This is a genomic window from Geobacillus sp. YF-1 (assembly GCF_052692335.1).
Genome location: NZ_CP199850.1, coordinates 1,081,604 through 1,102,231 on the forward strand (window position 1 = coordinate 1,081,604; position 20,628 = coordinate 1,102,231).

At 56.4% G+C, this 20,628-nt stretch carries 21 protein-coding genes, 1 pseudogene and 1 other annotated feature; all 22 genes and pseudogenes read left to right on the plus strand.

Annotated elements, in window-relative coordinates; all coding sequences use genetic code 11:
• Nucleotides 1-18 precede the first annotated feature (18 nt).
• The 22 genes and pseudogenes from ACTVIM_RS05470 to ACTVIM_RS05575 all read left to right on the plus strand — a co-directional run bounded on the left by ACTVIM_RS05470 (nt 19) and on the right by ACTVIM_RS05575 (nt 20,627).
• Nucleotides 19-678 (plus strand): DUF881 domain-containing protein, encoded by a 660-nt coding sequence (locus ACTVIM_RS05470; RefSeq protein ID WP_051985111.1) that lies wholly within the window; start codon nt 19-21, stop codon nt 676-678.
• A 1-nt stretch (nt 679) separates the two neighbouring features.
• Nucleotides 680-1,042 (plus strand): small basic family protein, encoded by a 363-nt coding sequence (locus ACTVIM_RS05475; protein WP_033022217.1) that lies wholly within the window; start codon nt 680-682, stop codon nt 1,040-1,042.
• Complete coding sequence (locus tag ACTVIM_RS05480) at nt 1,029-1,172, plus strand: hypothetical protein (RefSeq protein WP_156102707.1); 144 nt, start codon at nt 1,029-1,031, stop codon at nt 1,170-1,172. The genes ACTVIM_RS05475 and ACTVIM_RS05480 overlap by 14 nt, the downstream gene beginning before the upstream one ends.
• 46 nt (nt 1,173-1,218) lie before the next feature.
• Nucleotides 1,219-2,487: a cell division protein FtsA gene (gene ftsA / locus ACTVIM_RS05485; protein ID WP_033022325.1), complete on the plus strand. Its 1,269-nt coding sequence runs from the start codon at nt 1,219-1,221 to the stop codon at nt 2,485-2,487.
• 26 nt (nt 2,488-2,513) lie between these two features.
• Nucleotides 2,514-3,641, plus strand: coding sequence for a cell division protein FtsZ (gene ftsZ / locus ACTVIM_RS05490; RefSeq protein ID WP_033022220.1), 1,128 nt, complete (start codon nt 2,514-2,516; stop codon nt 3,639-3,641).
• A 539-nt stretch (nt 3,642-4,180) separates the two neighbouring features.
• Entirely contained in the window at nt 4,181-5,095 is a 915-nt protein-coding gene (spoIIGA, locus tag ACTVIM_RS05495) for a sigma-E processing peptidase SpoIIGA (protein ID WP_445613921.1), read from the plus strand.
• Between the two features lie 113 nt (nt 5,096-5,208).
• Nucleotides 5,209-5,928, plus strand: coding sequence for an RNA polymerase sporulation sigma factor SigE (gene sigE, locus ACTVIM_RS05500; protein WP_033022225.1), 720 nt, complete (start codon nt 5,209-5,211; stop codon nt 5,926-5,928).
• A 119-nt stretch (nt 5,929-6,047) separates the two neighbouring features.
• Nucleotides 6,048-6,827, plus strand: a complete 780-nt coding sequence (gene sigG / locus ACTVIM_RS05505; RefSeq protein WP_033022326.1) for an RNA polymerase sporulation sigma factor SigG — start codon at nt 6,048-6,050, stop codon at nt 6,825-6,827.
• A 95-nt stretch (nt 6,828-6,922) separates the two neighbouring features.
• On the plus strand, nt 6,923-7,171 hold the full coding sequence (locus tag ACTVIM_RS05510) for a YlmC/YmxH family sporulation protein (protein ID WP_033022226.1): 249 nt from the start codon (nt 6,923-6,925) through the stop codon (nt 7,169-7,171).
• 228 nt (nt 7,172-7,399) lie between these two features.
• On the plus strand, nt 7,400-8,218 hold the full coding sequence (gene pgeF, locus ACTVIM_RS05515; RefSeq protein ID WP_445614313.1) for a peptidoglycan editing factor PgeF: 819 nt from the start codon (nt 7,400-7,402) through the stop codon (nt 8,216-8,218).
• Between the two features lie 2 nt (nt 8,219-8,220).
• A complete protein-coding gene (locus ACTVIM_RS05520) occupies nt 8,221-8,895 on the plus strand; it encodes a YggS family pyridoxal phosphate-dependent enzyme (protein WP_445613922.1) in 675 nt (224 codons plus the stop codon).
• Between the two features lie 12 nt (nt 8,896-8,907).
• Nucleotides 8,908-9,339 (plus strand): cell division protein SepF, encoded by a 432-nt coding sequence (locus ACTVIM_RS05525; protein ID WP_033022235.1) that lies wholly within the window; start codon nt 8,908-8,910, stop codon nt 9,337-9,339.
• A gap of 3 nt (nt 9,340-9,342) precedes the next feature.
• On the plus strand, nt 9,343-9,615 hold the full coding sequence (locus tag ACTVIM_RS05530; RefSeq protein ID WP_033022236.1) for a YggT family protein: 273 nt from the start codon (nt 9,343-9,345) through the stop codon (nt 9,613-9,615).
• A gap of 140 nt (nt 9,616-9,755) precedes the next feature.
• On the plus strand, nt 9,756-10,529 hold the full coding sequence (locus tag ACTVIM_RS05535) for a YlmH family RNA-binding protein (RefSeq protein WP_033022239.1): 774 nt from the start codon (nt 9,756-9,758) through the stop codon (nt 10,527-10,529).
• Between the two features lie 75 nt (nt 10,530-10,604).
• Nucleotides 10,605-11,117: a DivIVA domain-containing protein gene (locus ACTVIM_RS05540; RefSeq protein ID WP_144977074.1), complete on the plus strand. Its 513-nt coding sequence runs from the start codon at nt 10,605-10,607 to the stop codon at nt 11,115-11,117.
• A gap of 379 nt (nt 11,118-11,496) precedes the next feature.
• Nucleotides 11,497-11,716, plus strand: a binding site (T-box leader).
• Between the two features lie 48 nt (nt 11,717-11,764).
• Nucleotides 11,765-14,539, plus strand: coding sequence for an isoleucine--tRNA ligase (ileS, locus tag ACTVIM_RS05545; protein ID WP_445613923.1), 2,775 nt, complete (start codon nt 11,765-11,767; stop codon nt 14,537-14,539).
• 84 nt (nt 14,540-14,623) lie between these two features.
• Nucleotides 14,624-15,116: pseudogene (gene lspA, locus ACTVIM_RS05550) on the plus strand (signal peptidase II).
• Nucleotides 15,117-16,031 carry an RluA family pseudouridine synthase gene (locus ACTVIM_RS05555; RefSeq protein ID WP_144973623.1) on the plus strand — a complete coding sequence of 305 codons (915 nt, stop codon included), beginning with the start codon at nt 15,117-15,119 and terminating at the stop codon, nt 16,029-16,031.
• A gap of 268 nt (nt 16,032-16,299) precedes the next feature.
• Entirely contained in the window at nt 16,300-16,839 is a 540-nt protein-coding gene (pyrR, locus tag ACTVIM_RS05560) for a bifunctional pyr operon transcriptional regulator/uracil phosphoribosyltransferase PyrR (protein ID WP_445613924.1), read from the plus strand.
• A gap of 156 nt (nt 16,840-16,995) precedes the next feature.
• Complete coding sequence (locus tag ACTVIM_RS05565; protein WP_031410514.1) at nt 16,996-18,294, plus strand: solute carrier family 23 protein; 1,299 nt, start codon at nt 16,996-16,998, stop codon at nt 18,292-18,294.
• Nucleotides 18,295-18,454: 160 nt separating this feature from the next.
• On the plus strand, nt 18,455-19,381 hold the full coding sequence (locus ACTVIM_RS05570; RefSeq protein ID WP_445613925.1) for an aspartate carbamoyltransferase catalytic subunit: 927 nt from the start codon (nt 18,455-18,457) through the stop codon (nt 19,379-19,381).
• Nucleotides 19,344-20,627: a dihydroorotase gene (locus ACTVIM_RS05575; protein WP_033022273.1), complete on the plus strand. Its 1,284-nt coding sequence runs from the start codon at nt 19,344-19,346 to the stop codon at nt 20,625-20,627. The genes ACTVIM_RS05570 and ACTVIM_RS05575 overlap by 38 nt, the downstream gene beginning before the upstream one ends.
• Nucleotide 20,628 lies beyond the last annotated feature (1 nt).

Consider the following 20,628-nt stretch of genomic DNA (forward strand, 5'->3'; position numbering starts at 1 on the left):
GTCGCCGCCGTGTTTGGCATGATGATCGCGGTGGGGCTGCGCACGACGCTGCCTGCAGAAGGACGCGACACGCGCGACATTTGGCAGCTGCGCGCCGATTTGACGAAAGAGCAGAAACTAGAACAGCAGCTGCTTGACGAGCTTGAAAAGTATGAGGAGCGGCTGCGCTACTATCGACAAAAAGAGGCGACAGGCGGGGCAGAGGCGCTCGAGACGACCGTCGCCGAACTTCGCGAAGAGGCCGGGCTGACGGAAGCAAAAGGCCCCGGTGTTGTGCTGACGATCGCGCCGCTTGCCGGCTATGTTGGGCCGGTCGCGGCAACCGTGTCGCCGGAGCTGCTGCAACGGCTGGTCAACGAGTTGAATAAGTACGGAGCGAAAGAAATCGCCATCGGTGGGGAGCGGCTGACGAATGGGACAGCGATTCGCGACGTCAATGGCATCACCAAAGTCGGGCTCCGCCCCGTGGGGCTGCCCACCACCGTCAAAGTGATGGCCGATGATGTCGATAAGCTGTACAGCGGATTGTCTGTTTCCCCGATTCGCGATGACTTTGCCGTTGAAAATCTGGACTTGGCGATCTCTCCCCCTCAACCAACCGTTGTCCTTCCGCCTGCTTCCGCGCGGCCAAATGTCAAGTATATGGAAACGGTCAACGCCGGCAAGGAGGGGAAATAGGATGTGGCTGCCGCTTCTTGGCTTGCTGCTTGGGTTTGCCATCGGCGTTCTTGCCGGCTGGGAAGTTCCCGATGCCTATTCCAGTTATTTATCGATTGCCATTTTGGCTGCCTTTGATACATTAATAGGAGGGTGGCGCGCCCATTTGCAGCAAACGTATGACGAAATGGTATTTATAACGGGATTTTTTTTCAACATTGTTCTTGCTGCAACTTTAACTTTTCTTGGGGTGCATCTTGGTGTAGACTTGTACTTAGCAGCCGTGTTTGCTTTCGGCGTTCGCCTTTTTCAGAACATGGCCATCATCCGCCGCCTTTGGCTTGCCGAGTGGGCGAAGCGGCGGCAAAATCGTGAAAAAAGTTAAGCGAACGACAGGGAAAGTCTTTTCGCGTGTTGAATTATTTATGAAAGAAAACGAGCAAACGAAACAACCGTTCATAGATGAAAAGAGTGGGGAAATTTCAGCCGAAAAAGGAGGTGTCGCTGCTTACTGAAACGCCGGCCGGCACCGGCGCGTTTTTAGTAGGCAGATGCCAAAAGATGAGCAGCAATGAGATCGTCGTGAGCTTAGATGTGGGAACATCGAGCGTCAAAGTCATCATCGGAGAAATGCTAGGAAGCTCCATCAATATTATGGGAATTGGCAATGTCAAGTCAGAAGGGCTGAAAAAAGGTGCGATTGTTGATATAGATAAAACGGTGCATTCCATCAAGCGCGCGGTCGAACAAGCGGAACGGATGGTCGGATTGTCGATTCGCCGCGTCATCGTCGGGGTGGCGGGAAGCCATATTCAGCTTCATGATTGCCATGGCATCGTGGCGGTGGCAAGCGAAAACCGTGAAATCAGCGATGAAGATGTCGCGCGCGTCATCGATGCGGCTCAAGTCGTCTCGATTCCCCCCGATCGGGAGATTATTGGCGTCGTTCCGCGCCAGTTTATCGTCGATGGACTGGACGGCATTCATGACCCGCGCGGCATGCTCGGCGTCCGTCTGGAAATGGAAGGGACTATGATCACTGGCGCGAAGACCGTGTTACATAATCTTCTTCGCTGCGTGGAGCGGGCCGGCTTGGAGATCAGCGACATTTGCCTTCAGCCGCTAGCCGCCGGCTCGCTTGCGCTGTCCGATGACGAGCGGCATTTGGGAGCGGCGTTGGTCGATCTTGGGGGCGGCTCGACAACGGTAGCCGTCTTTGAACAAGGGGCGCTTCAAGCTGTTTCCTCGCTGCCGGTCGGCGGCGAGCATATTACGAAAGATTTGGCGATCGGGTTGCGAACGACAACGGATGACGCGGAAAAAATCAAACTGAAGCACGGGCATGCGTGCTACGATTACGCTTCTGAAGAGGAAGTGTTCAGCGTCCCGATCATGGGCACGGATCAGCACCAGCAGTTCAGCCAGCTCGAGATTGCTGACATTATTGAGGCGCGAGCGGAAGAAATGCTGCAAATGGTCCAGCAGGAAGTGCGCCGGCTCGGGTTTCGCGATCTTCCCGGCGGCTATGTGCTGACCGGCGGCGTGGCCAATCTGCCGGGGCTGCTTGAATTGGCCCATATGGTGCTCGGGACAAGCGTTCGCGTTGCCATGCCGGACTATATCGGCGTGCGTGACCCGCAATATACGGTTGGCGTCGGGCTGCTCAAGTTCGCCTATCGGCAGGCGCAGCTGCAAGGGAAAGCGGTCCCGGCCGCCGCTGCCGCGGAGCCGGCGGACCGCCCCGCGCCGAAACAGCAGATGAAGCCCAAAAAGAAAGAGGACCATTTCGGAAGGAAAGTCAAACGATTTTTCGGTTCTTTCTTCGAATAGAGATTGAAATGTAGGAGGATTCGGCTATGTTGGAGTTTGAGACAACGGTTGATCAGTTGGCAACGATCAAGGTGATTGGGGTCGGGGGCGGCGGCAACAACGCCGTTAATCGAATGATTGAGCACGGGGTGCAAGGTGTCGAATTTATCGCAGTCAATACCGATGCGCAGGCGCTCAACTTGTCAAAAGCGCCGATCAAGCTGCAAATCGGGGCAAAGCTGACACGCGGCTTAGGTGCGGGGGCGAACCCGGAAGTGGGAAAAAAAGCGGCTGAGGAGAGCAAGGAGCAAATTGAAGAGGCGCTGCGCGGCGCCGACATGGTGTTTGTCACCGCCGGTATGGGCGGCGGAACGGGAACGGGAGCAGCGCCGGTCATCGCCCAAATCGCCCGTGAATTAGGGGCGCTGACGGTCGGTGTCGTGACCCGTCCGTTCACCTTTGAAGGGCGGAAACGCGCAACCCAAGCGGCCAGCGGCATCGCCGCCATGAAGGAAGCGGTCGACACGCTCATCGTCATTCCTAACGATCGGCTGCTCGAAATTGTAGACAAAAACACGCCGATGCTCGAGGCGTTCCGCGAAGCGGACAACGTATTGCGCCAAGGGGTGCAAGGCATTTCCGACTTGATCGCCGTGCCGGGGCTCATCAACCTTGACTTCGCCGATGTGAAAACGATCATGTCCAATAAAGGTTCGGCATTGATGGGGATTGGCATCGCCAGCGGGGAAAACCGGGCGGCGGAGGCGGCGAAAAAGGCCATCTCCAGCCCGTTGCTCGAAACGTCCATCGATGGCGCGCAAGGCGTGCTCATGAACATCACCGGCGGGATGAACTTGAGTTTGTATGAGGTGCAGGAAGCGGCCGACATCGTCGCCTCGGCGGCCGATCAGGAAGTGAACATGATCTTCGGTTCCGTGATTAACGAGAACTTAAAGGATGAAATCATCGTGACGGTCATCGCGACCGGATTCAACGAAAACGTCGCTTCGCAGTCGCGTCCGCCGCGCATCGGCACGGCAACGAAGGCTGCGCCAGCACCGAAACGGGAAAAGCGCGACGAACCGGCGCAAGATTACGCGGCGCTCCGTTCGGGGCAAGCGGAAGACCCGCTCGATATTCCCGCCTTCTTGCGCAACCGCAACCGTCGCCGCTAGCAGCGGCCGCAGATAGTAGCAGCTGCGGACGGCAACGGACGACAGCAACCGCCTATAGCGATGAAAGAGAGGCTGACCCAAAAAGTTATCTCTCTTCAAGATCGGCGCAACGTATCGTGCGGCAGAAGCAGTCCGCCCGTATATATAGCAACGAAAGAGGGTGTCTCGATCCTTTCGGGACACCCTCGTTTTTTGCTTAGGTGTTGACGTGCGCTTGCCGCCTCTTGGCACCGGGGGTGGGGAACGGGCCGCAAGGGGGCGTGCGGCGGGCGCTTCTTTTCATTTGGCTGCCGCGTTTCAGCAAACACGGTCAGGCGGCCGCGCCCTTGGGTTTTTCGGTTTCGCTTTTCGTTCCCCCTTGGCATGATGCGACACGAAACGAAACGGCTCCTTGGCGTTTGCCGTTGATCTGCCGCGATTCCCCTCGCTTTGACAAAACATTCTTTTTTTCACGGCCACCGATTGACAGACTTCCTGCTGGCACGTGCTATATACTTGTTTCAGACAAAGCCGCTGGGGGCGGGGGAGGGCTTTTTGTTTTGATCGTCTATCTCGATGTCATTTGGCTGCTAAACGTTTGCTTTGACGCGCTGCTTCTGTGGCTGACGGCGCTTATGCTCAAGCGGCCGATCGTCTGGTGGCGATTGTTGGCCGGAGCGCTCATCGGCTCCATGCTCGTGGTGCTGTTATTCACCCCTGCTGCCGCCATCGCCCAACATCCGCTGAGCAAAATCGGCGTGTCGGTGCTGATTGTGCTCGCCGCTTTCGGTTTTAAACGGCCGCGTTATTTGCTTGAAAACATGCTGGCGTTTTATTTTGCCACCTTCGCTGTCGGCGGCGGCATGCTGGCGGTCCATTACTTTTTCGCCCAGCATTGGTCGGTTCGGCAAGGGCTTCTTTTCATGCGCCAGCCCGGAGCGGGCGACCCGATCAGCTGGCTGTTTGTGATCGTCGGGTTTCCGGTTTTATGGCTGTTTTCGCGCCGCCGTGTGGAAGCGATTCGCGAAAAAAAACTTCGGTTTGAGCATATCATCGACGTCACCGTCATCTGGGACGGGCGAACGCTCGCGCTCCGCGGCTTGATCGACAGCGGAAATCAGCTCGTCGACCCCCTGACGAAAACGCCGGTGATGGTGGTGGAGCGGGAAAAAGCGAAAGGGGTGCTGCCGGAAGACTTGCTCGTTTGCCTCGGCAGCCATGCGTCCTTAGACGCTCTTCCAGAACGATGGATGGACCGTCTTCGCCTCATCCCGTATCGCTCCGTTGGCAGCGGCCCGCAATGGATGATGGCCATTAAACCGGATGGCGTAATGCTGCGGTATGAAAACGAGTGGCTGGAGGTGGCGCACGGGCTCGTCGCGCTCAGCACGGAACCGTTGTCAGCCGATGGGGAGTATGACTGCATCGTCCATCCGAAAATGGTACAGACGGGAAGGAACGTAACGGCTTCGTAGGCGCTTCTTGGCCTGCCGGAGCGGTAGGCCGTGCTTAATGGAAAAAAACAGTCGGTTTCGTAGCTCGTTACTATATCATACTCGCTTTTGATGCGTTTAGAAGGGGGATTTTCATGAAAAGATGGAAATTTCGTTTCATGTACTGGCTGTATAAGCTGCTGGCGAAAATCGGCCTGAAGGCGGATGAAATTTACTATATCGGCGGCAGTGAGGCGCTTCCCCCGCCGCTGACAAAAGAGGAGGAAGAGCAGCTGATCGCGCGGCTTGCCGCTGGCGATGAGACGGCCAGATCGCTGCTTATTGAGCGCAACTTGCGCCTCGTCGTTTACATCGCGCGCAAGTTTGAGAACACCGGCATTCATATTGAAGATTTGATCAGCATCGGAACGATCGGCCTCATCAAAGCGGTCAACACGTTCAACCCGGAGAAAAAGATCAAGCTGGCCACATACGCCTCCCGCTGCATTGAAAACGAAATTTTAATGTATTTGCGCCGCAACAATAAAGTGCGGGCCGAAGTATCGTTTGATGAGCCGTTGAATATCGATTGGGACGGCAACGAACTGCTGCTGTCCGATGTGCTTGGCACAGAAGACGACGTCATTACGAAAGACTTGGAAGCGGACGTCGACCGGCGCCTGCTGCTCAACGCCTTGCGTCAGCTGAGCGATCGTGAGAAGCAAATTATGGAGCTGCGTTTTGGCCTGTCAGGCGGTGAAGAAAAAACGCAAAAAGATGTCGCTGATTTGCTCGGCATCTCGCAATCGTACATATCGCGGTTGGAGAAGCGGATCATTAAGCGGTTGCGCAAAGAATTTAATAAAATGATGTAGACAGGCGGCGGGGCGAGGCTTCGCCGCTTTTTCCATGTTGGACAGGCTGTGCATATTTTTCCCTCCCGAGGAGATACTGAAAACTGACGACTTAGCATCTCCTGATGGGAGGGAACAACTTGACAAGGAACAAAGTCGAGATTTGCGGCGTAGATACTTCGAAGCTTCCCGTCCTCAAAAACGAGGAAATGCGTGAACTGTTTCGGCGGATGCACGAAGGGGATTTAGAAGCGAGGGAAAAACTAGTCAACGGCAATTTACGCCTCGTGTTGAGCGTCATTCAGCGCTTCAACAACCGCGGCGAGTTTGTAGATGATTTATTCCAAGTCGGCTGCATCGGACTTATGAAATCGATCGATAATTTTGACCTCAATCAAAACGTGAAATTTTCCACCTATGCGGTTCCCATGATTATTGGCGAGATTCGCCGCTATTTGCGCGACAACAACCCGATCCGCGTCTCCCGCTCGCTGCGCGACATCGCCTACAAAGCATTGCAAGTGCGGGAGCGGCTCATGAGCGAGACGGCGAAAGAGCCTTCGACAGAAGAGATCGCGAAAGAGCTCGGCGTTGCCCATGAAGAAGTCGTTTTCGCCCTTGATGCCATTCAAGATCCGGTTTCATTGTTTGAGCCGATTTACAATGATGGCGGCGACCCGATTTACGTGATGGATCAGCTGAGCGACGAGCGCCACCGTGACAGCCAATGGATTGAAGAGATCGCCCTGAAGGAAGGGTTGCGGCGGCTGAATGAGCGGGAAAAAATGATCATTCGGAAACGGTTTTTCCAAGGGAAAACGCAAATGGAAGTAGCCGAGGAAATCGGTATTTCCCAAGCGCAAGTGTCAAGGCTAGAAAAAGCGGCGATCCGGCAAATGAACAAAAACATTCAAGTGTAACGGCTGCCTGGGCAGCCTTTTTTCTTTGGTACATAACCGTTCCGCGCCCGTCATATAGATGAAAGAGAGGGAAGAGGAAAGGCGGGGAAGAATCGATGATGAGAATTTCCGAGTTTCAGACAAAAGATGTCGTCAATGTGGCCAACGGAAAAAAGCTTGGCAATATTGGCGATATTGACATCGATTTAGATACGGGCAAAATTCGTTCGCTCATCATTCTAGGCGCCGGAAAAATGCTTGGGCTGTTCGGGCGCGAGGAAGCGATTGTCATTCCGTGGCAAAACATTGTCAAAATTGGCGCTGATGTCATTTTAGTTCGCCTTCATGATGCCGATGGGGGATGAACAACACGCCCGCGCGCCGGCCCGTTGTCCCCGCTTCGCCCGGCGTTTTGGGGTGCAATGTCGATAGGGCGGAGGGATCGGCACTCGGCTGCCGCGGCGCTACGTTTCGCGACATCACCGGCAAGATTTCGACAAAATCACAAATAAAGGTTATCATCCATCAACAAACTATGATAAAATAGGAAAAAAGTGATGAAAAAACGACAAACAGGCGTGGAGTTGACGCGAATGCCGGATGTGTTTCAACACGACTCCCACGGCTGGCTCCGCTGTACGGCACCCCCGTTTGCTGGGGCGGTCGTTGGGATGACGACAAAACAAGGAGGAGAAAGCAAAGGGGCGTTTGCCTCGCTCAATATGGGGCTGCATGTCGGCGACGAGCGCGCGGCTGTCGTCAACAATCGCCGCCGCCTCGGAGAATGGCTCGCTTTTCCGCTTGAGCATTGGGTGTGTTGCGAGCAGGTGCACGGTGCCGAGATTCAGAAAGTGACCAAACACGACCGCGGAAAAGGGACCGATGATTGGGGCACCGCCATCCCGGGCGTTGACGGGCTGTACACAGCGGAGCCGGGGGTGTTGTTGGCTCTTTGTTTCGCTGATTGCGTGCCCGTTTACTTGGCGGCGCCGTCGGCGGGACTGTTCGGCCTTGTTCATGCCGGCTGGCGGGGAACGGCGCGCGGGATTGCCCCAAAGATGGTGCAGCATTGGCGGTACCAGGAACGGGTGGAGCCAGACGCCATCTATGTCGCCATTGGCCCCGCTATCGGTCCGTGTTGCTACACGGTCGATGATCGGGTGATCGCCGGTTTGCGCGCGACTCTTCCGAAGGATTGCCCGCTGCCATGGCGGGAAACAAGCCGTGGGCAATATGCCCTCGATCTTAAGGAAGCCAATCGGCTTCAGTTGCTCGCCGCCGGTGTTCCGAACAGCCAAATTTGGGTGTCCGAGCGCTGTACAAGCTGTGAGGAAACGCTGTTTTTTTCCCACCGCCGCGACCGCGGGACGACCGGAAGAATGGTGGCGTTCATCGGCCGAAGGGAGGAATGATCATGACGGTGCGCGACAACTTGGCTCTCATCCGCCGACAAGTGGAAGCGGCTTGCGCGCGCGTTGGCCGCAACCCGGCCGACGTACGCATCATCGCCGTCACGAAATATGTGGATGCGGCAAGGGCGCAAGAAGTGCTCCATGCTGGCATCGGCGACTTGGGTGAAAACCGTTCCGAGCAGCTGCTCGAGAAATACGAAGCGCTCGGCAATCGGGCGACGTGGCATTTTATCGGAACGCTTCAATCGCGCAAGGTGAAAGAGGTCATCGACAAAGTCGATTACATTCATTCGCTCGATCGCCTGTCGCTCGCCAAAGAGATCGAGAAGCGGGCGGCGCGGCCGGTGAAATGTTTTGTGCAGGTGAACGTATCCGGCGAGGCGACGAAACACGGACTCGCTCCCGAGGAGACGATCCCGTTTATCGAGCAGCTTCGCTCGTTTTCCCGCATCGAGGTAGTCGGATTGATGACGATGGCGCCGCACACGGATGACGAGGCGGTGCTGCGCTCCTGCTTCCGCCGTTTGCGGGCGCTGAAGGAGCGCGTTCAGGAGCTCGGCTGGGCTCATGCGCCATGCACCGAGCTGTCGATGGGCATGTCGAACGATTACGTGATCGCGGTTGAGGAAGGAGCGACATGGATCCGCATCGGCAGCGCACTAGTTGGATCACTGTAGGAGGTGGATTCGGTGGGATTGATGAAAAAATTTCGTGATTATTTTTTAGAAGAAGATTACGAAGACTATGAAGAAGAGTACGAAGCGTCGCAGCCGGAAGAGGAAGCGCCGGCGCCGAAAGCGGCGAGCAAATCGAACGTTGTCAGCTTGCAAAGCGTGCAAAAATCGGCGAAAGTCGTGCTTGTCGAGCCGCGCGTGTATGCCGAGGCGCAGGAGATTGCCGATCATTTGAAAAGCCGGCGCGCCGTCATCGTGAATTTGCAGCGCATTCAGCACGAACAGGCGAAGCGGATCGTCGACTTTTTAAGCGGCACCGTGTACGCCATTGGCGGCGACATTCAGCAAGTCGGCGCGAAAATTTTTTTATGCACGCCGGAAAATGTCGATGTCAGCGGTTCGATTTCGCTTGACAGCGAGGATGACAGACCGATGAAGAGGTGGTAGCGCTTGGATTATGTGCTTACATTTTTGACGACGTTGATTCAAGTGTATTCGTACGCCTTGATCATTTACATTTTGATGTCGTGGTTTCCGAATGCGCGCGACTCCCGGTTCGGTCAGCTGCTCGCTACTATTTGTGAGCCGTATTTAGAGCCGTTTCGACGCGTCATTCCGCCGCTTGGTATCATTGACATTTCACCGATCATCGCCTTTCTTGTCCTTGAGTTCGCCACGAGGGGGCTTTATGCCTTGTTTGACATTCTGCAAGCGCAAATTTAGGGGCGGCGTTGGCGGCTGAACCGATCGGGTTGGCGGGGAAGGGCATCGCCCGCTCGTTGCCCGGGCCGGTCTTGCGCCGGTGTTGGAAGCGGAACGGACAATATGTCTGTCTTTCGTTGAGGAAAGCAAGGTGAATTTTGATGGAATGGTATCAGCATTTTCGCCAAGAGGAGCGCCCGTTCATCGATCAAGTGCTCGAGTGGAAGGAGATGGTGAGCCGCCAATACGCTCCGAAGCTCACCGATTTTCTCGATCCGCGCGAGCAGCAGATCGTGCAAAGCCTCATCGGCAGCGGCGGGGACGTGCGCGTTTCCTTTTTTGGCGGGGCTTCGTTTGCCGAACGCAAGCGCGGGCTGCTTTATCCGCCCTATTTTGCCCCGGAGGAAAACGATTATGAGATCGCGCTTTTTGCCGTTCGTTATCCGGCGAAATTCGTCTCCCTCGGGCATCGCGATGTTCTCGGCGCGCTCATGTCGCTCGGATTGCGGCGGGGCAAATTTGGCGACGTCCTTGTTCAAGGTTCGGACATTCAATTTTTTGCCGCTGCCGAAGTCGCCGACTACGTCCGTCTGCACATCGAAGCGATCGGCAAAGCTCCGGTGGCGTTGGAGCCGCTGCCGCTTTCCGCTGTCTTGCCGGTTGAAGAACGATGGCAAGAAGGGACGGTGACCGTCTCTTCGCTTCGACTGGATGCGCTGCTTGCCCAGGCGTTCCGTCTCGCGCGCGAGAAAGCGCGGGCGCTGGTGGAAAACGGGCTTGTCAAAGTCAATTGGAAAGTGGTGGACAAGCCCGATTTTCTCTGCGGCCCAGGCGATGTATTGTCGGCGCGCGGGTTTGGCCGCTGCAAGCTAATGGCTGTGGAAGGGCCGACAAAGAAAGAGCGCTGGCTCGTGCGCATCGGTTGGCAAAAATAATCGAATGGCAGCAGGAAATCGGCAAACCTTGTCGAACAAAGAAGAAAAGGAACGATGAAGACGGAGGTGGCCGCTGTGCCGTTAACGCCATTGGATATTCACAACAAGGAATTCAGCCGTGGATTTCGCGGATATGATGAGGATGAAGTCAACGAGTTTTTGGATCAAATCATAAAAGATTACGAAATGCTCATTCGCGAGAAAAAGCAGCTCGAAGATAAAGTAGCGGAGCTGACAGAGAAGCTGAACTATTTTTCCAATATTGAGGAAACGCTAAACAAGTCGATTCTCGTCGCCCAAGAAGCGGCTGAGGAAGTCAAGCGAAACGCGCAAAAAGAGGCGAAGCTGATCATTAAAGAGGCGGAAAAAAACGCCGAGCGCATCATCAGCGATGCATTGGCGAAATCGCGGAAAATCGCCCTCGAGATCGAGGAGCTGAAGCGGCAGTCGAAAGTGTTCCGCGCCCGTTTCCGCATGTTGGTCGAGGCCCAGCTCGATATGATCAACAGCCGCGATTGGGACGAGTTGATGGAGTATGAGGCGCCGGATTTGGAAGAAGGGGCGAGAGAACCGCTGTCACAGCCTTGACGAACGGAAGACGTTTCCGCTATAATAATTGGCAAAAAATCTCGCGGCTCGTTTGATCGCCGTTGAGGCACAGCTCTTCACGTTTCTGTGAAAATGCCCGCCTGACGCGGGATTTTCATCCCCGGGTGGAGGGCAAAACGTTGCCCATGGAACTTTTCTGTGAAAATGCTGAACTGACGCGGATTTTCATCCCCGGGTGGAGGGCAGATCGCTGCCCATGGAACTTTTCCGTGAAAATGCCGAGCTGGCGCGGATTTTCATCCTCGGGTGGAGGGCAAACCATTGCCCATGGAACGGTTCCGTTCTAAGTGATTGGCAAAATCGCCGCCTCAGCCGCCGTGGGAGGCGGTCGGCTTTTTCCGTTATGAATTGCGAATAATCATCGACGATGAAAGGGACAGTAGCTCTTGCACGACCGGTGGCAGCGAGCCGGGGATGGTGGAAGCCCGGCACCGGCGCAAGAGTGAACATCACCCTGGAGTTCCATGCCGAAACAACGAGTAGGCCATGGCGCGTCATTCCCGTTACGAATGAAAAGTGGGCCTGTGCCTTTGCATGGCCAAAAAGGGTGGTACCGCGAGACCGTTCTCGTCCCTTGCCGGGAGAGAACGGTTTTTTATTTTATATTGTTCAAAGGAGGAGCAGCGATGGATTACAAAGACACATTGCTCATGCCGAAAACCGAGTTTCCGATGCGCGGCAATTTGCCGAAGCGGGAACCGGAAATGCAAAAAAAATGGGAGGACATGGACATTTACCGGAAAGTGCAGGAGCGGACGAAAGGCCGGCCGCTGTTTGTCCTGCACGACGGCCCGCCGTACGCCAACGGCGATATTCATATGGGGCATGCGCTAAACAAAATTTTAAAAGATATCATTGTCCGCTATAAATCGATGAACGGCTATTGCGCCCCGTACGTGCCGGGCTGGGATACGCACGGCTTGCCGATTGAAACGGCGCTTACGAAACAAGGCGTCGACCGCAAATCGATGAGCGTCGCCGAGTTTCGCAAGCGGTGTGAGCAGTACGCGTATGAACAAATCGACAACCAGCGCCGGCAGTTTAAACGGCTCGGGGTGCGCGGCGATTGGGACAACCCGTATATCACCCTCAAGCCGGAATACGAAGCCCAGCAAATTAAAGTGTTCGGTGAAATGGCGAAAAAAGGGCTCATCTACAAAGGACTGAAGCCGGTCTATTGGTCGCCGTCGAGCGAATCGGCGCTCGCCGAAGCGGAAATCGAATACAAAGACAAACGCTCACCGTCAATTTATGTCGCGTTTCCGGTCAAAGACGGCAAAGGCGTGCTGGACGGCGACGTGCGGATCGTCATTTGGACGACGACGCCGTGGACGATTCCGGCGAACTTGGCGATCGCCGTTCATCCGGAGTTGGATTACCACGTGGTTAACGCCAACGGGCAGAAATACGTTGTCGCCGCCGCCTTGGCCGAATCGGTGGCGAACGAAGTCGGCTGGGAGGCGTGGTCCGTCGTTAAAACGGTCAAAGGGAAAGAGCTTGAATACGTGGTCGCCCAACATCCGTTCTACGAGCGCGACTCGCTGGTCGTCTGCGGTGAGCACGTCACGACCGACGCCGGCACCGGCTGCGTCCATACGGCGCCAGGCCACGGGGAAGACGACTTTGTCGTCGGGCAAAAATACGGGCTTCCGGTTCTCTGCCCGGTCGATGAACGCGGCTACATGACCGAGGAAGCACCCGGGTTTGCAGGAATGTTTTACGATGAGGCGAACAAAGCGATTACGCAAAAGCTCGAAGAAGTTGGAGCGCTCCTGAAGCTCGGCTTTATCACCCACTCGTATCCGCACGACTGGCGGACGAAGCAGCCGACGATCTTCCGGGCGACGACGCAATGGTTTGCCTCGATTGATAAAATTCGCGGCCAGCTCCTTGACGCCATTAAGGAAACGAAATGGGTGCCGGAATGGGGCGAAATCCGCATCCATAACATGGTGCGCGACCGCGGCGACTGGTGCATTTCCCGCCAGCGCGCCTGGGGTGTGCCGATTCCGGTCTTTTACGGCGAAAACGGCGAGCCGATTATCACCGATGAGACGATCGAGCATGTGTCGAACTTGTTCCGCCAATACGGCTCGAACGTTTGGTTTGAGCGCGAGGCGAAAGACTTATTGCCGGAAGGATTCACCCATCCGTCAAGCCCGAACGGCATCTTTACAAAAGAAACGGACATTATGGACGTCTGGTTTGACTCCGGCTCGTCGCATCAAGCGGTGCTCGTCGAGCGCGATGATCTCGCGCGTCCGGCTGATTTGTACTTGGAAGGGTCTGACCAATATCGCGGCTGGTTTAACTCGTCGTTGTCGACGGCGGTCGCCGTCACCGGCAAAGCACCGTATAAAGAGGTGTTGAGCCACGGCTTCGTTTTAGACGGCGAGGGGCGGAAAATGAGCAAATCGCTCGGCAACGTCGTCGTGCCGGCGAAAGTGATGGAACAATTTGGCGCCGACATTTTGCGCCTTTGGGTTGCCTCCGTTGACTATCAGGCCGACGTGCGCATTTCTGATCATATTTTGAAACAAGTGTCGGAAGTGTACCGGAAAATCCGCAACACGTTCCGGTTTATGCTCGGCAATTTGTTCGACTTCGATCCGAACCAAAACGCCGTTCCGGTTGGGGAGCTTGGCGAAGTCGACCGCTATATGCTGGCAAAGCTGAACAAGCTGATCGCCAAAGTGAAAAAAGCGTATGACAGCTACGATTTCGCCGCCGTCTATCATGAGATGAACCATTTTTGCACCGTGGAATTGAGCGCGTTCTATTTGGATATGGCGAAAGACATTTTGTACATTGAAGCGGCTGATTCGCGCGCCCGCCGCGCCGTGCAGACGGTGCTGTACGAGACGGTTGTCGCGTTGGCGAAGCTCATCGCCCCGATTTTGCCGCACACGGCCGATGAAGTGTGGGAGCATATCCCGAACCGGAGAGAAAACGTCGAAAGCGTCCAGCTCACCGACATGCCGGAGCCGATCGCCATCGATGGCGAAGAAGCGCTGTTGGCGAAATGGGATGCGTTTATGGATGTGCGCGATGATATTTTCAAAGCGCTCGAGAACGCTCGCAATGAAAAAGTGATCGGCAAATCGCTGACCGCCAGCGTCACGATCTATCCGAAAGACGAGGCGCGCAAGCTGTTGGCGTCGCTCGACGCTGATTTGCGCCAGCTCCTCATCGTCTCGGCCTTTTCGATCGCCGATGAGCCGTACGACACCGCACCGGCCGAAGCCGAACGGCTTACCCATGTGGCGGTCCTCGTTCGCCCGGCCGAAGGCGAGACGTGCGAGCGGTGCTGGACGGTGACGAAAGAAGTCGGCGCCGATCCATCGCATCCAACGCTTTGCCCGCGTTGTGCACACATTGTGAACGAACATTATTCCGCGTAGCGAAAAGCGGCAGGCTGCCTTGGGGCGGCCTTGCCGCTTCATTTGTTTGCCATGGCGAATTATGCTACAATGCAAAAAGGATGAATGAGAAGGACAGGGGGACTTGGCACGGTGGCATACTATTGGCTTGCGGCGGCGGTCATCATCCTCGATCAATGGACGAAATGGCTTGTCGTCCGCTCTATGCGGCTTGGGGAGAGCATCCCGATCATCGACAACGTGCTCTACATTACGTCGCACCGCAATCGCGGGGCGGCATGGGGCATGCTGGAAGGGCAGTTTTGGCTCTTTTATTTGATTACGGTGATCGTCGTGGCGGCGATCGTGATTTACATCCGCCGCCTGAAGCCTTCCGAGCGCCTAGCCGGCGTGGGGCTTGGGCTGATGCTCGGCGGGGCGATCGGCAATTTTATCGACCGCGTATTCCGGAAAGAAGTGGTCGACTTTATTCATACGCACATCGGCACGTACAGCTTTCCGGTGTTCAATATCGCCGACTCGGCGCTGACGGTTGGCGTCATCTTGCTGTTTATTCATCTATTTTTTTTTCGCGACACCAGAGAAAGGGAATGAGTAGATGGACACGATCACGTTTCACATCGAAGACGAATATGACGGTGAGCGGATCGATAAAGTGATCGCGGCGCTAAATGACGAATGGTCGCGTTCGCAAGTGCAGCAATGGATCAAAAACGGGCTCGTGACGGTCAACGGCCGCACGGTGAAGGCGAATTACAAATGTGAAGCGGGCGACTCGGTCGCCATCTCGCCGCCCGAACCGGAGCCGCTTCATGTGGAACCGGAGCCGATTCCGCTCGACATTTATTACGAGGACGAGGATGTCCTTGTCGTCAACAAACCGCGCGGCATGGTCGTCCACCCGGCGCCCGGGCATATGCGCGGCACGCTCGTGAACGCTTTGCTCGCCCATTGCCGCGACCTATCCGGCATCAACGGCGTGCTGCGCCCCGGCATCGTCCACCGGATTGACAAAGATACATCAGGGCTGTTGATGGTGGCGAAAAATGATGCCGCCCATCGCTCGCTTGTTGAGCAGCTCGTCAACAAAACGGTGACGCGCCGCTACAAGGCGATCGTCCATGGCGTCATTCCGCACGATTACGGCACGATCGACGCTCCTATCGGCCGCGACAAACGCGACCGAAAAAAAATGGCGGTCACCGAAGAAAACGGCAAAGAAGCCGTCACTCATTTCCGCGTGCTCGAGCGGTTTCGCCAGTATACGTATGTCGAATGCCAGCTGGAAACGGGACGGACGCATCAAATTCGCGTCCATATGAAATATATCGGCTACCCGCTCGCCGGCGACCCGCAATACGGGCCGAAAAAGACGCTCCCGATCGACGGTCAGGCGCTTCATGCCGGGGTGCTTGGCTTCCATCACCCGCGCAGCGGCGACTACTTGGAATTTGAAGCGCCGTTGCCGCCGGAGTTTGCCGAGCTGCTCGAATGGCTGCGAAAAAACGATTGACAAACGAACACACTCCCTTTACAATGAGAACAGGTGAACAGGAACCTTTAAGTTCAGTCCTGTGAGGCTGAAAAGGGGTCGGATCAACAAGAGATAGGCAGCGTATGCCCGTTTTTTGAAACAGGATGGGCCGCACCCCCGCTTCACAGGCGGGGGATTTTTTGTGCAAACAGGCAAACGCAAGCAAAACGTCATCGACCATTGGACGAAGCCGAGGGCTGGCGCCGATGCATGAGAGCGGCAGGCCCGGTTGGAGGAGGTGGACGGAATGCAAAAGGCGGTTGTAATGGATGAACAGGCGATTCGCCGCGCGTTGACGCGCATCGCCCATGAAATCATCGAACGGAACAAAGGCATTGACGGCTGCGTGCTGGTCGGCATCAAAACGCGCGGCATTTACTTGGCGCGCCGCCTGGCTGAGCGGATCGAGCAAATTGAAGGGGCGCCCATTCCGGTCGGCGAACTCGATATTACGCTGTACCGCGACGATTTGACGGTGAAAACGGATGACCATGAGCCGCTTGTCAAAGGAACGAACGTCCCATTTCCGGTCAGCGAACAAAAAGTGATTTTGGTTGATGACGTGCTGTTTACCGGCCGGACGGTGCGGGCGGCAATGGATGCCATTATGGACTTGGGCCGCCCGGCGCGCATCCAGCTCGCCGTGCTCGTTGACCGCGGACATCGAGAACTTCCGATCCGCGCCGATTTCGTCGGCAAAAACATCCCGACCTCGAGCGTGGAAATGATTGTCGTCGAACTGTCCGAAGTCGATGGCGTTGATCAAGTATCGATTCATGAAAAATAGCGCAAGCTCCCTTTTAAGCGCAGTCCCGCGAGGCTGCCAAAGGGGCGAAATGGTTTCGGCTGTTTCTGCACCCTCTTTGTGCCTTCGCGGGCCAAAGAGGTTTTTTTGTGCACACGAGAAGATACATTCGCTGATTAGGCGAAAGGAGCGAAGAACATGAACAAACCGGTGTTGGATATTCAAGAGCGCCCGACGGTCGGGCAATGGGTGACATTAAGCTTGCAGCACTTGTTCGCGATGTTCGGGGCGACGATTTTGGTGCCGTATTTGGTCGGGTTGGATCCGTCGATCGCCTTGCTCACGAGCGGGCTTGGGACATTGGCGTTTTTGCTTATCACGAAATGGCAAGTGCCGGCGTATCTCGGTTCATCGTTCGCCTACATCGCGCCGATCATCGCCGCGAAAACGGCCGGCGGCCCGGGGGCGGCGATGATTGGCAGCTTCCTCGCCGGATTGGTGTACGGCATTGTCGCTCTCATCATTAAAAAAGCGGGCTACCGCTGGGTGATGAAACTGTTGCCGCCCGTTGTCGTCGGTCCGGTCATCATCGTCATCGGTCTCGGCTTAGCCGGCACAGCGGTCGGGATGGCGATGAACGGCCCGGACGGCAAATACAGTCTGCTCCACTTTTCCGTTGCATTGGTGACGCTTGCCGCCACGATCATTTGCTCGGTGCTGGCGCGCGGCATGTTGAGCCTGATTCCGGTGCTTGTCGGCATTGTCGTCGGCTATGTTTACGCCCTCGCCGTCGGACTGGTTGACTTGTCGAAGGTGGCGGCGGCGAAATGGTTTGAATGGCCGGATTTCCTCATCCCGTTTGTCGACTATCCGGTGCACGTCACGGCGCAGATCGTCATGCTCATGGTGCCGGTGGCGATCGTCACCTTGTCGGAGCACATCGGCCATCAGCTTGTGCTAAGCAAAGTCGTCGGCCGCGACCTCATCCAAAAGCCCGGGTTGCATCGCTCGATTTTAGGCGACGGCACGGCGACGATGATTTCCGCCTTGCTTGGCGGGCCGCCGAAAACGACGTACGGGGAAAACATCGGCGTGCTGGCCATCACAAGGGTGTACAGCGTCTATGTGCTGGCTGGCGCGGCGGTCATCGCGATCGCTTTCGGCTTCGTCGGCAAAATCACGGCGCTGATCAGCTCGATTCCGACGCCGGTCATGGGCGGCGTCTCGATCCTGCTGTTTGGCATCATCGCCTCGTCCGGCTTGCGCATGTTGGTCGACAGCCGCGTGGATTTCGGCGAAACGCGCAATTTAGTCATCGCCTCGGTCATCTTAGTGATCGGCATCGGCGGCGCGGTGCTCAAAATCAGCGAGAGCTTCCAAATCACAGGAATGGCGCTCTCAGCGATTGCCGGCGTCCTGCTCAACCTCGTGCTGCCGGGGCGGCCGTCAGCCGTGGAAAACATGTTTGAAGAAGAAAAAAACGACCATGTCGCTTAATCGAACAGCACCTTTTAATTAAGTCCCGTGAGGCTTAAAAAGGTGTGAAACGAAGCGCACCGGGTCGGAGTCTGCCCTCGGCTCCACCGGGTGCCCATCATCACACCTTGCCTCGCTGGCAAGGTGTTTTTTTATCAAAAACGAAAAGGGAGAGAAACCGATGACCCATCTGCTCACGTTAAGCGAACTGCCGCTTGCCGACATCAACCGCTTGCTCGATGAAGCGGAATCGTTCCGCCGCGGGCGCCGGTGGCGTCCGGCGGCGCCGATGTATGTCGCCAATTTGTTTTTCGAACCGAGCACGCGCACGAAATGCAGCTTCGAGATGGCGGAACGAAAGTTAGGGCTTCACGTCATTCCGTTTGACCCGGAACGCTCGAGCGTGCAAAAAGGGGAAACGCTGTACGACACGGTAAGAACGCTGGAAGCGATCGGTGTTGACGCCGTTGTCATCCGCCATCACGAAGATGCCTATTTCGAAGCGCTCCGTCATGCGGTTGGCATCCCGATCATCAACGCGGGCGACGGCTGCGGGCACCATCCGACCCAATCGCTCCTCGATCTGCTTACGATTCGCCAAGAGTTCGGGACGTTTGCCGGGCTGACGGTGGCGATCATCGGCGACATCCGCCATAGCCGCGTCGCCCGCTCCAATGCAGAAGCATTGACAAGACTTGGCGCCAACGTGTTGTTTTCCGGCCCGCCGGAATGGAAAGATGATGCGAATCCGTACGGGACATACGTGGAACTCGATGAGGCCATCGTCCGCGCTGATGTCGTGATGCTGCTGCGCATTCAGCACGAGCGCCACGCCGAAGCCATGGGGCTGACGAAGGAAGAGTACCACGTGCGGTACGGGCTGACACTCGAACGGGCGCGGCGGATGAAGCCGGACGCCATCATCTTGCATCCGGCGCCGGTCAACCGCGGGGTCGAAATCGCGAGCGAGCTGGTCGAAGCGAAACCGTCGCGCATTTTCAAACAAATGGAAAACGGCGTCTACGTGCGGATGGCGGTCTTAAAACGGGCGATGGAAGGGAGAATCGAACATGGCCGTATGGTTGAAACATGGCATGTCGTTCAATAAAGAAGGGAAGCTCGTGCCAACCGATGTGAAAATCGAGGGCGGACGCATCGCCGCCATCGGTCGGGAGCTGCCGGTCGACGGGGAAGGGAACGTGGTGGACGTTCAAGGAAAGCTGATCGCCCCCGGGTTGATTGACGTGCACGTCCATTTGCGCGAGCCGGGCGGCGAAGCGAAAGAAACGATTGAAACAGGCACGCTCGCCGCGGCCAAAGGCGGCTTTACGACGGTGGCGGCGATGCCGAACACGAACCCGGTGCCGGATCGGAAAGAACAGATGGAGTGGCTTTCGCGCCGCATCCGCGAGACGGCGCACGTCCATGTGCTGCCGTATGCGGCGATTACGATCGGGCAAAAAGGGGAAGAGCTGACCGATTTTGCGGCGTTAAAAGAAGCGGGGGCGTTCGCCTTTACCGATGACGGCGTCGGCGTCCAGTCGGCTGGGATGATGTTCGAAGCGATGAAACGGGCGGCCGCGCTCGATATGGCGATCGTCGCTCACTGCGAAGACGATACATTGAAAAACGGCGGCGCGGTGCATGAAGGCGATTTTGCCCGCCGATATGGGCTTGCTGGCATCCCGTCCGTCTGCGAGGCGGTGCACATCGCCCGCGATGTGCTGCTTGCTGAAGCAGCCGGATGCCATTATCACGTCTGCCACATCAGCACGAAAGAATCGGTGCGCGTCGTCCGCGATGCGAAGCGGGCCGGCATCCGCGTCACCGCCGAAGTGACGCCGCACCATCTCCTCTTGTGCGATGAGGACATTCCGGGGCTGGATGCGAATTACAAAATGAATCCGCCGCTGCGCAGCCGCGCGGACCGCGAGGCATTGATCGAGGGCCTGCTCGATGGGACGATCGATTTGATCGCCACCGACCACGCACCGCATACGGCGGCGGAAAAAGCAAAAGGGATCGAGGCGGCGCCGTTTGGCATCGTCGGATTGGAAACGGCGTTTCCGCTCTTATATACGCACTTGGTCAAAACGGGCCTCGTTACGTTGAAACAGCTCATCGATTGGCTGACGATCAAGCCGGCGCAATGCTTTGGCCTTGACGCCGGACGGCTTGAAGTCGGGGCGCCGGCCGATCTGACGATCATTGATTTGGAAACGGAAGAAACGATCAATCCAGAGACGTTCGCTTCAAAAGGAAACAATACGCCGTTTGCCGGTTGGGCATGCCAAGGCTGGCCGGTGATGACGTTGGTCGGCGGAACAATCGCATGGGAGAAAGGAAGGGCATGAC